Annotated in this window: 11 protein-coding genes and 1 riboswitch; of the genes, 10 read left to right on the top strand and 1 reads right to left on the bottom strand. The window is 30.8% G+C overall.

From position 1 onward, the window contains the following. The first annotated feature begins 602 nt into the window (after positions 1-602). The 7 genes from CW731_RS08475 (at position 603) to CW731_RS08445 (ending at position 8082) form a co-directional block, all read left to right on the top strand. Positions 603-2453, top strand: coding sequence for a tetratricopeptide repeat protein (locus CW731_RS08475; protein ID WP_100946313.1), 1851 nt, complete (start codon positions 603-605; stop codon positions 2451-2453). Beyond that, positions 2453-3190: a LytTR family DNA-binding domain-containing protein gene (locus CW731_RS08470; protein ID WP_100946312.1), complete on the top strand. Its 738-nt coding sequence runs from the start codon at positions 2453-2455 to the stop codon at positions 3188-3190. The genes CW731_RS08475 and CW731_RS08470 overlap by 1 nt, the downstream gene beginning before the upstream one ends. 107 nt (positions 3191-3297) lie before the next feature. After that, positions 3298-3708 (top strand): hypothetical protein, encoded by a 411-nt coding sequence (locus tag CW731_RS08465; protein WP_100946311.1) that lies wholly within the window; start codon positions 3298-3300, stop codon positions 3706-3708. A 42-nt stretch (positions 3709-3750) separates the two neighbouring features. Next, positions 3751-4722 (top strand): hypothetical protein, encoded by a 972-nt coding sequence (locus CW731_RS08460; protein WP_157812212.1) that lies wholly within the window; start codon positions 3751-3753, stop codon positions 4720-4722. A gap of 9 nt (positions 4723-4731) precedes the next feature. Then, the gene (locus CW731_RS08455; protein WP_100946309.1) at positions 4732-5388 is read left to right on the top strand and encodes a hypothetical protein; all 657 of its coding nucleotides are present in this window, start codon (positions 4732-4734) and stop codon (positions 5386-5388) included. Between the two features lie 35 nt (positions 5389-5423). Beyond that, entirely contained in the window at positions 5424-6575 is a 1152-nt protein-coding gene (locus CW731_RS15670) for a DUF6882 domain-containing protein (RefSeq protein WP_198519797.1), read from the top strand. A 13-nt stretch (positions 6576-6588) separates the two neighbouring features. Next, positions 6589-8082, top strand: coding sequence for a M48 family metallopeptidase (locus tag CW731_RS08445; protein ID WP_100946308.1), 1494 nt, complete (start codon positions 6589-6591; stop codon positions 8080-8082). Between the two features lie 84 nt (positions 8083-8166). Here the strand turns inward: CW731_RS08445 and CW731_RS08440 are convergent, their stop codons facing one another. Beyond that, positions 8167-8775 carry a hypothetical protein gene (locus CW731_RS08440; RefSeq protein ID WP_100946307.1) on the bottom strand — a complete coding sequence of 203 codons (609 nt, stop codon included), beginning with the start codon at positions 8773-8775 and terminating at the stop codon, positions 8167-8169. Positions 8776-9201: 426 nt separating this feature from the next. Continuing rightward, a riboswitch (cobalamin riboswitch) is annotated at positions 9202-9392 on the top strand. Positions 9393-9508: 116 nt separating this feature from the next. On the opposite strand from CW731_RS08440, the gene CW731_RS08435 reads away from it, so the two are divergent. Genes CW731_RS08435 through CW731_RS08425 form a run of 3 tightly spaced genes read left to right on the top strand, consistent with a single transcriptional unit; the run spans position 9509 to position 13823 of the window. Beyond that, a complete protein-coding gene (locus CW731_RS08435) occupies positions 9509-11518 on the top strand; it encodes a TonB-dependent siderophore receptor (RefSeq protein ID WP_100946306.1) in 2010 nt (669 codons plus the stop codon). Beyond that, positions 11515-12654: a YncE family protein gene (locus CW731_RS08430; protein ID WP_100946305.1), complete on the top strand. Its 1140-nt coding sequence runs from the start codon at positions 11515-11517 to the stop codon at positions 12652-12654. Before CW731_RS08435 ends, CW731_RS08430 begins: the two co-directional genes overlap by 4 nt. Positions 12655-12692: 38 nt before the next feature. Continuing rightward, on the top strand, positions 12693-13823 hold the full coding sequence (locus CW731_RS08425; RefSeq protein WP_198519796.1) for a PKD-like domain-containing protein: 1131 nt from the start codon (positions 12693-12695) through the stop codon (positions 13821-13823). Positions 13824-13906 lie beyond the last annotated feature (83 nt).

Below are 13906 nucleotides of genomic sequence, written 5' to 3'. Positions count from 1 at the left end.
TTTTTTGTGCTAAATTCAGATATGCTTCACTTCAGTAAAAATGAGATTAAGTCAAAAAAATATGGAATAGAATTCTATAAATAAAAGGAAGTAGCTTAAATGGGTTTAGTTATAATTGGGAATGCAATGATAGGAAAATTCACAATTGATATAATAAAGAACTTTTTTACAAAAGAATAAAAGAAATCTTTAATCCTAGCGGATTAGAGCTGCAATGAAATTTTAATGAAGACAGATATTTATTTCCAATTTTGCAAGGTGAAATAAATAAAAATGAATGTTTTTTTTCAAAATATAAGGTATTGATATAAAAGAGGGATGCAATTGGTAAGGAATGATAATATTTTAAGTTAGTCTATGCAATTAAATATTTCTTGATTTCATTTTAAGAACAGCCAGTTATATGCGATATTATAAGGCTTTCTTTTAGGTTGTTTTTATTTAATAAAAGTGGAAGATACTCGTAATTTACACCTACACTACTGGCCTCAACTTTTAGTTATAAGCTGCTCGCTATTTATAGAGAATAATACTAAATTGTTTTATTAGACATTGATGATTGTCTATTTTAGCGCATTCAAATAATACCCAGTATTACTTTTATGATTTCAAAAAACAAAAGCTTGCCGCAATTGAGTTTTGCTATTTCTTTATTACTCCTATTTTTTGCTTGCTCGAAACAAGATGTTATCCGTCCAGATATAGAAAAAAGACTAGCTAGGTTAGATAGTCTAACTCAAACCCAACCAAAACAATCGCTTTTAGAATTAGACAGCGTATTACAAAATAGTAAAGATTTAACTTCTTTAGAACGGGGCATGTTGTTATTTAATAAAGGGGAAGCTTTATATTTAAACTTTAAATATGAAGAAGCACTTAACACGCATTTAAAAAGCTATCAATTATTTATTAAATTAAAAGACAAATATAATGAAGGTCGTTGTTTAATTACATTAAGCGGAGCGTCTCTGCACATGGGAGATGTAGAAGCAGCGCAAATTTATGCTTTAAAAGCTTTGCACTTAGGGCAGTTAATAGGAGATGAACGTATAGAAAGCAAAGCTTACAATGAATTATTTAAACTGCACTTTAAATTAAAAGATTACGATAAAGCATTGTCTTATATAAAAGCAACCGACAGTTTACATTCTAAAGGGACAGACACAATATCTATTATTGCTGTAAAAAGCAATAAAGCAAGTGTTTATTTACGCCTTAAGCAATACAATAAGGCACTAGCAAGTTATGCTGAGGCGATGACGTTAAGTCAGTCTAAACGAGATCCAAAAACATTGGTTAGTGTTCTAAACAATATAGGATATACCTATATAGAAGTCGGTGAATACGAAAGTGCAGAGAAGTTTCTTAGAGGTGCTGTTACTTTAAATAAAAATATAAAAGCTATAAATGCAGCACCATATAAAGGTTTAGGGAACCTGTTTTTATTGAGTTCAAAAAAGGACTCGGCAGAAGTTAATTATAATAAAGCATTAGATATCTATGTAGCTAATAATAGTGTAAAAGATGAAATAGAAGTAAGAGACAAGCTCGTAGCAATAGCTATTATGTCTGAAGATTATGTAAAAGCCCTAAATAACCAGATTATTAGAGATAGTTTACAGCTAGATGTAAGTCGTTTAGAAAAAAATAGGCTTTTAAATTTTGCGAATGTTAATTATGAAGTAAAACAAAAAGAAACAGAAATTAAGCATCAAAAAGAAATTAATACTAGAAACCAATGGCTTTTAATAAGTATTGTTCTATTATTTGTTTTGCTATCTGTTGTAGCAGCTTTTTACTTATATAACACGAAACTAAGAGCTGCCAATAAGGCATCAAAATTAGAGCAAAGTTTGCTACGTGTACAAATGAATCCTCATTTTATATTTAACACGTTGGCTGCTATTCAAAATATAACTTTAGAAGGAAACCCGATAAAATCGTCTAATTATATTGCGAAATTTTCTAAATTAATTCGACAAAATTTCGATTATGTTAGAAAAGAATCTATTCCACTAGATAAAGAAATTGCCATGATTTCTAACTATATAGAAACGCAACAATTACGCTTTAATAATGTCTTTAGGTATTCCGTAAAAATAGAAGACGCTATAGATGTTTCAAAAATACAAGTGCCACCAATGTTATTGCAACCTTTTGTAGAGAATGCGATAGAATATGGGTTAAAAGAGAAAAAAGAAGGCGGCGAACTTCAACTTCAAGTAAAAAAAGAACCAGAAGGTTTGTTATTTGTTATTTTAGATAATGGTGTAGGAAGATCTTCAAAAGCAAAGCAAGAAGAATTAACGGAAAATTTACATGCAACATCTATTTTTATAGAACGTTTAAAAATGAGAAAAAAGGGGGAAGAGAAATCATTTTCTATTGAAGATTTATTTGATGAAAACAAGAGTCCTTCCGGAACAAAAGTATCTTTTAAATTAAAAATTTAATGATAAAAGCAGTTATAATAGAAGACGAGTTTAATGCATTAAACACATTAGATAAATTGATTAGATATACTCAAAATGACATTGAGGTTATTGCTAAAATAGATAACGTTACAGATGCCATTTCGTTTTTAAAAGAGGAAACTCCAGATCTTGTTTTTTTGGATATTGAATTGATTGGCGGCAATGCCTTTCAAATTTTAGAAGCTTTAGATAGTATTGCTTTCAAAATAATTTTTACAACTGCTTACGACGAGTTTGCAATAAAAGCAATAAAGTTCGATACAATAGATTATTTACTAAAACCGATAGATTCCGAAGAATTATCGGAATGTATAGACCGATTTAGAATCGGTTTTAAGAAAGAACAAGTGTATAAAAATGCAATGGATACGGTTTCTGAAATTAATAAAAAGGAAATTCAGAAAACCTTATTAATTAAAACTGCAGATGCACAATATTTTCTTCAAACAAAAGATATTGTACGTTGTCAGTCAGATGGAGCTTATACTATTTTTCATACTGTTGATAAAAAAATTATGAGTGCCCGCAATCTAAAATACTACGAGAACATTTTAAGCGAACACACCTTTGTACGCGTACATCAATCGCATTTGGTAAATATAAAATACATAAAAACAATTAATGCAAACAATACCGTTTGCTTAACAAATGATGAAAAGATACCAGTTGCGACTCGTAAAAAATCGTACTTAAAACAGATTTTAGAGACCCTATAAACGCAAATACAAAACAAAAAACGGCAAATATAAAACGGTTTTAAAAACATCCTATTCAAATCTTAGTTTTGAGGTATATAAACATATAACCTTTAAATTAAGAGATCATGGGATTAAAAGAAAACAGATTTACAAAAACATTTCAAGAAGCACAATTTCCACAATTAAAAGCACAAATACTTGAAGCTGCGGGTTTCGATGTTGTTTTAAATATTGAGTGGAGTACTTTATTCGAAGATCGTTTTTTACACCTTTACAACGATTCGTACCCAAAAATTTACTTTTTACCACTTGTAGAAGCATTTAAGTCTATTGCTGCAGACGAAATGGGAAAAGAAGCTTTAGCAGAAAGCTTAAAAGAAATACACATTACAAATACCAAAGACCACCACAATCCTAAAAATGCATATGCATTTTCTAATGGAGTTTTAACAGTAGATCATAGCCCGATATTAAATGCAGATGATATTGAAGGTAGGACTAAAGTGCTTGTTAATTTATTAGAAAATAATTTATAAGTAAGCGTTTAATATTTAGTGTAATTGGTAAAAATTATTGGTATGTATAGAGTCATTTTTTATAGTGTTTTAATAGGGATTCTGTTGTTGTTTGTTGGTTGTGGAGTTTCTAATGCGAAAGCAAAAAAGGGATTTGTGACGTATTTAAAAATGCATCATAATAACAAATATAAGATTCTAACTTTTAAAAGAAACTTTAATGCAGCGAACATGAATCCTAATTTATTTTGGGTGGAATTAGAACTTAAAAGCAACCCAGATATTGTTATAAATTTTGAATGGAATGCTGAACATAAAGCCTTGTATGTTCCGTATCAATATAGTGAAAATCGAAGTATAGAAGCATTAACACATTATCAAGAACAAGAAATTGTACTAAGAGAAGCACTGTACGAAGCGCTAGATACTGATGTTTTAAGTATGGATGTAAATGTGTTTAATCTTACAATTAGTATTCATTTAGAAACGGAACCTACATTTAATGATTTTCAATATTTTTCAAAAAAAATTAGTGCAATTTTAGATGATTATCCAGATACTTGGACAAGAGAAGCACGTGTCGATTTTAAAATCAAAAAAGAAAAAAAGGGTTTTTACGAATTGATAGTAAAACCGACTACTTATAATGATTGTGACGAATCGTTTAGATACAAACCGAATGCTATTGTTGCAAATAATTATGGATCTGAAAAAGCGGAGAATATAGATCGCATTGTACAACAAAAATTTTCTAAACCAGATGCTCCTGTTTTTTTAAGCAATATATGGGTAAATCAAAAAGATTTAAATTCATTTTACATTGCTTTTGAAAAACATGAACCATTAAAAAGACCTGAAGGAAATCGCAATTTAACAGAAGGAGTAGGTATGTATTTAATAGAAATGAATTATCCTAATCTAGCGCTTAAGACCTTAACATATTACAATTACAAAACGACATCTCGAGACGGTATTTTTCTTTTCCTTATCGATCAATTACCAGAAGACTACCAATACCTTATAGAACATTTATAACAGCACATCATGGAAAAAACATCTTATTATAAAGCGTTTGTAGCCCAAACGCCAGAGGAAATATTACGGGCTGTTTTAAAAAAAAAGGAAGCCATTTTAATAGCTATTTCATTAAAAAATGGAGTTTATATAGAAGGCACCATTTTAGACCTTACAGAAGAGAGCAATCATCAGAAATCGGTTTGTATGCTTTCACAGGATGAGCAAGTATCTTTTTTTAACACACATAATATAGCACTTATAACGGTAAAACAACCCAAAAAAATGGTTGTAGAATTATCTAAAGGAGCAGTTAGCAGATCAATAACATCTGCAAACCAAGAGCTAACTGTTTTACAATTGAAACGTTGGTTGAATACTGAAAAAAGGTTATTTGGAAGTCAATTAAAAGAATTCAGCATAGATGGTATTCCTTTAGATCAATTAAATAATAGGTTGAATGTTCAAGATGTTTTTGCAGCATTAAAAAGTGCTGTAGATCAGATTACAAAAGACGCATTAGGTAAAGAAGTTTGGCAAGGTATAGAAACAATTGTCTTACAACAAGCAGATAAATTACAACTTAATCATCAGGCAAAAACACTAACAATAGCAATAACTATTGATAAAGCTTTACCTGAAAAATTATCTAATATTTTAGAAGAAAAATTACTTCAAATATTATAACACAAATAAAAAATCATTTTTAAAATTATAAAATTATGGGCCTTAAAGAAAAAAGAATTATTCAAGCATTTCAAAACGATTTATTTCCAGCATTAGAAACAGAAATTAATACTGCTGCAGGTTATACTGTTCCTTTAAGTATTTCTTGGAACACCTTAATGGAAGATCGTTTTTCTCATTTATATAATGATACATTTCCTAAAATATATTTTCTACCATTAGTAGAAGCTTTTAAAGCTATTTGTGTAGATGATATGGGGGTTCAACTTTTAAAAGCCGGATTAAAAAATGTAATTATTGTTAACGAAAATAACGAGCATAATTTAGAACGTGCAATTACTTTTGAAGAAGGCGTTTTAAAAATAGACCACAGTCCTATAATGAATGCTGATAATGTAGAAGGCAAAACAGCACGCATTACCTCTTTATTAGAAGATAAATTAGAAGAGTTTGCAGAAGGAACGGAAGAAGTTGCAACTTCTCAAACAGAAAACAAACAACAAGAAGCAAAAGAAACTACGAAAGTAGACATAGAAGAATTGTATAATCAATCGTTTGTAATCTCTAACGAAAAACAAGAAATTTTCAGCGAGATGGTAGAAGGTTTAGACTGGAGTTGCGATATGCTTGAAGGTAAATTAACGTACGGAGAAGACAAAGTTTTTGACATTCAGGTTCTTGGTACCTATTCTCAAAATGAAAAAAGTTGGTTATGGGCTTGGGCAAATACACAAAGTGGTATTCCAGAAAAATTTTTACAGACGGCTTTAGCTGTAAAAGCAATAGGAGAAGCTTACCAAATAGAAGATTTTACAACACCAAAGAAAGAGTTAGATTCAGATCCAGGGGTTTATTTTTCGACCATTGCTTCTGCAATGGCAAAAGAGAGCTGTTATGTTCCTTTAGTTTTTAAAGGTTTAGTTGTTTATGTTACTATTACTTCAGAAGAAGCAGACAGTAAAGCGAGAACTTCACCAGCATTAATATGTTCTCATTTTACTATGGTTGCAGCAAATTATACATTCCCTCATAAGTACAGTTTGTATTTTTATTTAAAAGGAAAAGGATATGAAGTAGAGTTACCAGGAAACAATATTGTGGCTAAAAAAGGAGATGATCAAATTCTAGGAATTTTCGATTTAAAGGGGAGATTAATGAAAATTTCTAATTCAAAAATAACAGTTTAAGCTTAAAAATATTATGTCATATACATCAGAAACACTTTTAGAATTAGAAAAAGAACATCAAGCAGCTTTAAATACAGCGCAAGAAAAGATGTTAACCGATTTAAATGATGCGCAAGCATCAGGAAATTTTGAAAAAATACAAGAAGCAAGTATTGTATTTCAAAATATAACAACAGAATTAGCAGAAAAATACACCAAACGCATTGAAGAATTAAATGCCCTAAACCATAAAGCAATAGTTGATAAAGAGCCCGAAATCTACACAAATAATAGAGCCGATATCGATTTAAATTTATTAGTGTATGATGGTGATAGGGATTATGTTATTGCTTTTCAACAAGACGATCTTATACAAAAGACTTTAGAAAAGATAAACAAAAATAGTGGCAAGTTTAAGTCTAGAAAACATTTATTAAAATCTAGTTTAAGGCTAACAAAAACCTTAGCACCAATGCTTCATGAAATAGGAGAGCATTGTAAAAATACCTTAAAACTTAAAGCAGATATTGAGTTTTTTGTGTACCAAGGAGATATGTTTAATGCTTCGTGCTATCCACCAGATGAAAACAAATTGTATATTATTTTATCTTCCGGAATCTTAGAACGTTTCTCTAAAGAAGAATTAACCTTTGTAGTTGGTCATGAAATAGGGCATGTACTTTTTGAGCACTTTGATTATCCTGTAAGACAAATTTTAGATACAGGCGAAAATGATTTAGCGCCAATTCATGCCATGAAGTTGTATGCTTGGAATAGAAATGCAGAAATAAGTGCCGATAGAGCTGGGTTGTTATGTTGCCAAAACTTTGAAGCTGTAGGGCGCACGTTCTTTAAATTATCGTCTGGGGTAACTACAGATTCTTTAGATTTTCAACTGAATGCTTACATCGAACAATTTGTAGATTTAGAAGAAGTTTTAAACGATTCTAATCTAGATCCTTCAGATTGGTATAGTAGCCATCCATTTAGTCCATTAAGAATTAAAGCTTTAGAACTTTTTAATAAAAGTGAAACCTATGCAGCTTTTAATGAAACCATTTCAGGTGAAATTACAGAGGAAGCTATGGAGGTTGAAATTAAGCGTATTATGTCTTTAATGGAGCCTGAAAATTTAGATGAAGAAGGAGAGCATTCAGAAAAGATACAACGTTTAATGTTTTTAGGCGGGTATCTAATTTCCAATGCAGATGGTGTTGTAGATGATTCTGAAATACAAGCATTAAGTAGTATTGTTGCTCCTAAAGTTTTTGCTAATTGTATGATGACAATTAAAGGGCTTACAGAATCTGAAATGATTAGCGAAGTACAACAACTTACCAAAGATTTAGACATTGTATTGTCTGTAATGCAAAAGCTAAATATATTAAGAGATTTATCTATTATATCTTATGCTGACGGAGAAATAGATGATAGTGAAGTGAACGTTTTATATAACTTAGCAAAGCTTTTATATATTAATACAGATTTTATAGATCGTGTTATTGGTGATGCACAAGGAATAGAATAAATAATTTACAAGTACTGTTTAAAGAATTGGGGGATTCTTATTGCAGTTAACGAGAAGGGTAGTAATTTTAAATTGCTACCTTTTTTAAAATCCTAATGCTTCTAAAACCTCTAGTTTTGGTAATTCTTTAGTCAATATACTATCAATAAAAATACCAGATTTATAAGTCCCATTTCGAAAATAGAGGATTCCATATCCGCTCCAGACACCATTTTTATACTCTCCAATATATTTTATAACATTTTTATAATTGTTATTATTAAATGGTTTATAATTAGACCATTTTGTAATTCCAAAACCATTTTTAGCTTTATTCTTATAAGTTCCCATAAAACTATAATCTGGACTTTGAGATAGCGTCATTCCATTGGGCTGTGTCTTTTTCCAGTTACTAAAAATGTAACTGTTCGTTTTTAATTTATACTGAATTCCATATCCCGTATAATTATCATTTTTTCCTAGGCCAGCATACCAACCACCCTCTTCTAATTCCCATGCTACCCTATTATTTACATCATTCGTAGCGCTACTATTTGAAGGGCCAAATAACCAATACCAAGTGTTGCTATATCTTTTTTCTGGTTGTTGATTTTGGTAATAGGCTTCAGCTTTTTGTTGTTGACTTACTGTTTGTGCTGATAGTGAATGCGTTGTTGTAAATATTAAGATAAGTACTAATAATTGATTATTCATTTTGATAATAGTAAAGAATTAAAATATAAAATTACGGTTTTAAAACCGTAATTTTTATGTTCTAGAATCAGTTTTTTTATATAAAAGCAATAAATAAGATACGTCTTAAGCTTGTCTTTTAAGATGCTTTGCATATAATAAGAAAGATTAAAAAGAGAGCAGTAAGGTTACTTTCTGTGGTGAAACATCTACTTGTCGATAACAATCATAATCCTTTCTCTCTTTTCTGCTAAAAATCATGTTCAGTTCTGTAGTACCTAGATTTCGTTTTCAGGTTGTTGTGAATAAAAGTAGCCTGTTCTTTCATAAAATATTTCTTATAAATAAATATACAGAAACTTTTGAGATCTACATTCGTATAAAATTGCTTAAAATAAACAATAGAAAGAGTATTGTTATTAAATAAATTGTAAATAGATTTGTACTTTATTTTTAACTAAAAATGGTTGTCGAATTTAATAATTTGACATTAAAATGGGAATTTAGTGTAACTCTAGAACTGTCCCGCAGCTGTAAGCTCAAAAACTGAAACTCAAAAGAGGTCACTTTTTCGAAAGAATGGGAAGACCGAGTGGAAGGAGCAAGTCAGAAGACCTGCCATTTTTTAATAATTCATTAAGCTTTCGAGGATTGAAGCTGGAATTAGGAACCTACCTATCTTACAATTTTTTAATTGTAATAGGATATGTGGTACTTTCTATTATTCTGTCCTCTTGTGCTATAAAAAATAAGTATGAGGACTTCTTCTTTACATTTTTTTTGGGCTATTTTTCTAATTTTTGGGCTTCACAGTTCTTATTCTTTGTATGCGCAGGAAAAAGACACAACAAAAACGGTTCAACTAAAAGAAATATTTTTAATAAGTAATAAAGAGAAGCTAAAAAAACATTCTTCACCGACACCTTTACAGTCTTTAACAGGTAAAGCATTAAGTCGCTTAGGTAATTATAGTGTGGCAGATGCTATTCGTTTTTTTAGTGGCGTTCAGCTAAAAGATTATGGAGGCATTGGTGGTATAAAAACCATTAATGTAAGAGGAATGGGCTCGCAACATACAGGCGTTTTTTATGATGGTGTACAATTAGGAAATGCTCAAAATGGTCAAATAGATTTGGGTAAATATTCTGTACAAAACATGGAGGCGGTGTCACTTTATCAAGGGCAGCGATCAGATTTAAATCAATCAGCCAAATCGTATGCCTCTTCCAATAGTATTTATTTAAAAAGTAAAACACCTCAATTTTCTCATGGAAAGAAGATCAATACAAATGCAAGTGTAAAAACGGGTTCGTTTGGGTTGATAAATCCATCTGTAAATTTAGATTTTAAAATTAATAAGTACTTAAGTGCTCGCCTTAGTACAGAATACCTTACCGCCCATGGAAGGTATAAATTTAGATATACCAACGGAAGTTATGATACCATAGCAACACGGAACAATGCAGATATAGTAGCCTTTAGAGTAGAAGCATCATTACATAGTAGACAAGGAAAAAATAATGATTTTAACATAAAACTGTATCACTACGATTCTGAACGAGGATTACCAGGCGCAATTGTTGCCAACCGTTTTAAACGTCCACAGCGTCTGTGGGATCGGAATAATTTTGTTCAAGGAGCATACACAAATCATGTAAATGACTATTATTTTTTTGTATTAAGAGGTAAATATGCCCATAATTATTCGCGCTATGTAGATCCAGAAATTATAAAAGTTGATGGCGAATTAGACAATAGATATACACAGGAAGAATATTATTTATCGATGGTACATACGTTTCAGGTTTTCCCCTTTTGGAAACTATCTTTAGCTACTGACGTACAAAAAAATACAATGGATGCTAATCTGTACCGGTTTTCATATCCTAAAAGAATTACGCTATTATCCGCTTTAGCTGCCGAATTTAGTTTTAATAAAATAAAAATACAAGCTAGTTTATTAAGTACAACAGTAGATGAAACGGTAGAGTATTATGAGGCTGCGGAAGATTTACAAAAATACACACCATCTCTAATGCTGAATTGGCAGCCTTTTAATTCTAATAAATTTAGAGTAAGAAGTTTTTATAAGAGGATTTTTAGAATGCCCACTTTTAATGATTTGTATTACACGTTTATTGGCAATACTTTTTTAGATCCAGAAGATGCTTCTCAAGTAAATTTTGGGTTTTCTTATCAACCAACATTCAAAAAAACAACATTTGATATACAAGCAGATGTTTATAAAATTTGGATAGGTAACAAAATTGTTGCAGTTCCTGGAGCTAATTTATTTCGCTGGTCTATGCTAAACTTAGGCAAAGTAGAAACTACCGGAATAGAAACAAATATGAAAGCTTCCGGAAGTTTAGGTGCAAAATTTCATTACACAACAAACCTTAGTTATACCTATCAAGAATCTATAGATGTTACTGCTAATGCTAGTAATTATGGAGATCAAATTCCGTATATACCACGTCATAGTGGTAGTGTAAGTGCAATGATAGATTATAAGAAATTAGAATTCAATTACAGTTTTATCTATACAGGAGAAAGGTATAGCCAGAAAGCAAATATTAATTCTAACTATTTGCAACCATGGTACACACACGATTTAAGTTTAGGGAAGACAATTTTTTTAAATGAAAATAAATTAAAAATTTTGGTAGAAGTAAACAACGTATTTAATCAACAATATGCGGTAGTAAAAAACTTTCCGATGCCGGGGAGGTCCTATCGTTTCACTTTAAATTTTATATTATGAAAAAAAGAAAATTAGGTTTACAGGTTGTATTAGCTTTAGCTGTAGTATTTTTTTTAAATGGATGTAGAACTGATGATGCTTTTGAAGACCCTACGGAACTAGAAATACCAATAGAACCTTCTTCGAAAATTGAAGGTTTTTACTTATTGAATGAAGGAAACATGTCGATGAATAAAGCAGCTTTGGATTATATGGATTTTGAGACAGGAATTTATGAAAAAGAAGTTTTTAGAACTGCAAACCCCGACGAAGTAGGAGGTTTGGGAGATGTTGGAAATGACATGGGAATCTATGGATCTAAATTATATGTAGTTGTAAATGCTTCTAATAAAGTAGAGGTTTTAGATGTGAAAACTCGAAAAAAAATCAAACAAATAAATATAGATAACTGTCGGTATATTACTTTTTACAAAGGGAAAGCATATTTAAGCACCTATTTAGGAAGTATTGGAGATCCTGATGCTGCAAAAGGAAAAATCATGGAAATTGATACGACAAGTCTTAGTGTTACTCGTTCTGTAAATGTGGGCAGACAACCCGAAGAATTAATTGCTTATAAAGATAAAATATATGTAGCCAATTCTGGTGGTTATAGTCCGCCAAATTATGAATCTACTGTTTCTGTAGTCGATATTAATAGTTTTGAAGAAACAAAACGTATAGAAGTAGCCATAAACCTTCATCGCATGCAAATTGATAGCGAAGGAGACTTATATGTTTCTTCTAGAGGAGATTATTATGAAACGCCTTCTAAACTTTTTGTTGTTGATACAGACATAGACGAGGTTAAAACATCGTTTGATTTGGCTGTGAGTAATATGACTATTTTTAATGATATTATTTATATCTACAGCACAGAGTTTAGTTATTTAACAGGAGAAAACACCATTTCTTATGATAGGCTAGATACTAAAACAGAAACCATTCTTGAAGATTCTTTTATTATGGATGAAGGTAAAGACCTTATAAAAATTCCGTATGGCATCAAGATCAATCCAGAAACAAAAGACATTTTAATTACGGATGCTAAAGATTATGTAACTCCAGGAACACTTTACTGTTTTTCATCTGAAGGAGTTTTAAAATGGTCTGTAGAAACAGGAGACATTCCGAACAAAGTAGTATTTAAATATTAACAATTATCATCTAATAATCAACTTTTAAATTAAAAATTATGAACAAATTTATTCAACTTTTAAAACCACGTGTAGTTTTTATTATTCCCTGTTTTTTAGCAATTATGGCTACTTCTTGTACTCCGGAAATAGACCTTTATAGTGTTTTCCCAGAAATTGAATTATCGCAAGAAGAAAATGACCTTCAAATTATAATGGGAGAAACCATTCATTTTTCTGCAACGACAATTAATGAAGCAGTGTATACCGAAGAATGGTATTTAGGTGATAAACTTGTGTCTTCTGAAGCGGCTTATGCTTTTATTCCTGAAAAATCTGGAACGTATGTTTTGTCTTATGCAGCTACTAATAACGCAGGAGCGTTTACAAATAAATATACTATTTTAGTGGATGCTAAAATTCGTCCAATTACAACTGAAAGTAATCTGTATGTTACCAGTTTAATCGATTATTTACCTGCTCCAGGTCAATTTATTAATACAACACTAGGTAGTGAAGAAGGAGCTAAAACTGTTGAAGGTAAAAAAGGGATGGTAAGTTTAGGTGGCTGGGGAGGCTCAGTTTCTTATGCTTTTGATCATACTGTAATTAATACAGCAGACAGCAATGATTTAATTGTTTATGGAAATGCGATGTCTAATTTTGCTGAACCTGGTATTGTTTGGGTAATGCAAGACGAAAATGCGAATGGTATTGCAGATGATACTTGGTATGAAATTAAAGGGAGTGCAGATGAGTTAGATGGAACTATAAAAAACTATAGTGTAACCTATACAAAACCAGAGCCTATTACTGCAGATGTACCATGGACAGATAGTGAAGGAAATAGTGGTGTTGTAGCAACCAATGTGTTTCATAAACAGGCATATTATCCAGCATCTGTTACAGAAGATTCTTACACAATAACAGGAACTATTTTGTCTAGTAGTAATATTGATATGAGCAATCCTAGGTTTATTACAAGTGCACCTTTTGATGCTGGTTATGCAGACAATACACCTGGTGGAGATAAAATAGATATTGCTATGGCAATAGATGAAGATGGAAATATGGTGAATTTAACAGGAATCGATTTTATTAAAGTTCAAACAGCTATTCAAGCAAACATGGGTTGGTTAGGAGAACTTTCTACAGAAGTTACAGGTATTGCAGATTTAAGTTTACTTTAATAAGTAAAAGCATTCCTTCTTATCTGTACAATAAAATATAAAAACCTCTTCTTAATTATTAAGAAGAGGTTTTTATATTTTCT

The sequence above is a fragment of the Polaribacter sp. ALD11 genome, assembly GCF_002831685.1.
Lineage (GTDB): Bacteria > Bacteroidota > Bacteroidia > Flavobacteriales > Flavobacteriaceae > Polaribacter.
This window is presented reverse-complemented; position numbering and strand designations above follow the sequence as displayed.

Bases quoted from the DNA above. Each gene is read 5' to 3' on its own strand.
- CW731_RS08475 (WP_100946313.1), top strand. From the start codon at position 603: ATGATTTCAAAAAACAAAAGCTTGCCGCAATTGAGTTTTGCTATTTCT.
- CW731_RS08470 (WP_100946312.1), top strand. From the start codon at position 2,453: ATGATAAAAGCAGTTATAATAGAAGACGAGTTTAATGCATTAAACACA.
- CW731_RS08465 (WP_100946311.1), top strand. From the start codon at position 3,298: ATGGGATTAAAAGAAAACAGATTTACAAAAACATTTCAAGAAGCACAA.
- CW731_RS08460 (WP_157812212.1), top strand. From the start codon at position 3,751: ATGTATAGAGTCATTTTTTATAGTGTTTTAATAGGGATTCTGTTGTTG.
- CW731_RS08455 (WP_100946309.1), top strand. From the start codon at position 4,732: ATGGAAAAAACATCTTATTATAAAGCGTTTGTAGCCCAAACGCCAGAG.
- CW731_RS15670 (WP_198519797.1), top strand. From the start codon at position 5,424: ATGGGCCTTAAAGAAAAAAGAATTATTCAAGCATTTCAAAACGATTTA.
- CW731_RS08445 (WP_100946308.1), top strand. From the start codon at position 6,589: ATGTCATATACATCAGAAACACTTTTAGAATTAGAAAAAGAACATCAA.
- CW731_RS08440 (WP_100946307.1), bottom strand. From the start codon at position 8,775: ATGAATAATCAATTATTAGTACTTATCTTAATATTTACAACAACGCAT.
- CW731_RS08435 (WP_100946306.1), top strand. From the start codon at position 9,509: ATGAGGACTTCTTCTTTACATTTTTTTTGGGCTATTTTTCTAATTTTT.
- CW731_RS08430 (WP_100946305.1), top strand. From the start codon at position 11,515: ATGAAAAAAAGAAAATTAGGTTTACAGGTTGTATTAGCTTTAGCTGTA.
- CW731_RS08425 (WP_198519796.1), top strand. From the start codon at position 12,693: ATGAACAAATTTATTCAACTTTTAAAACCACGTGTAGTTTTTATTATT.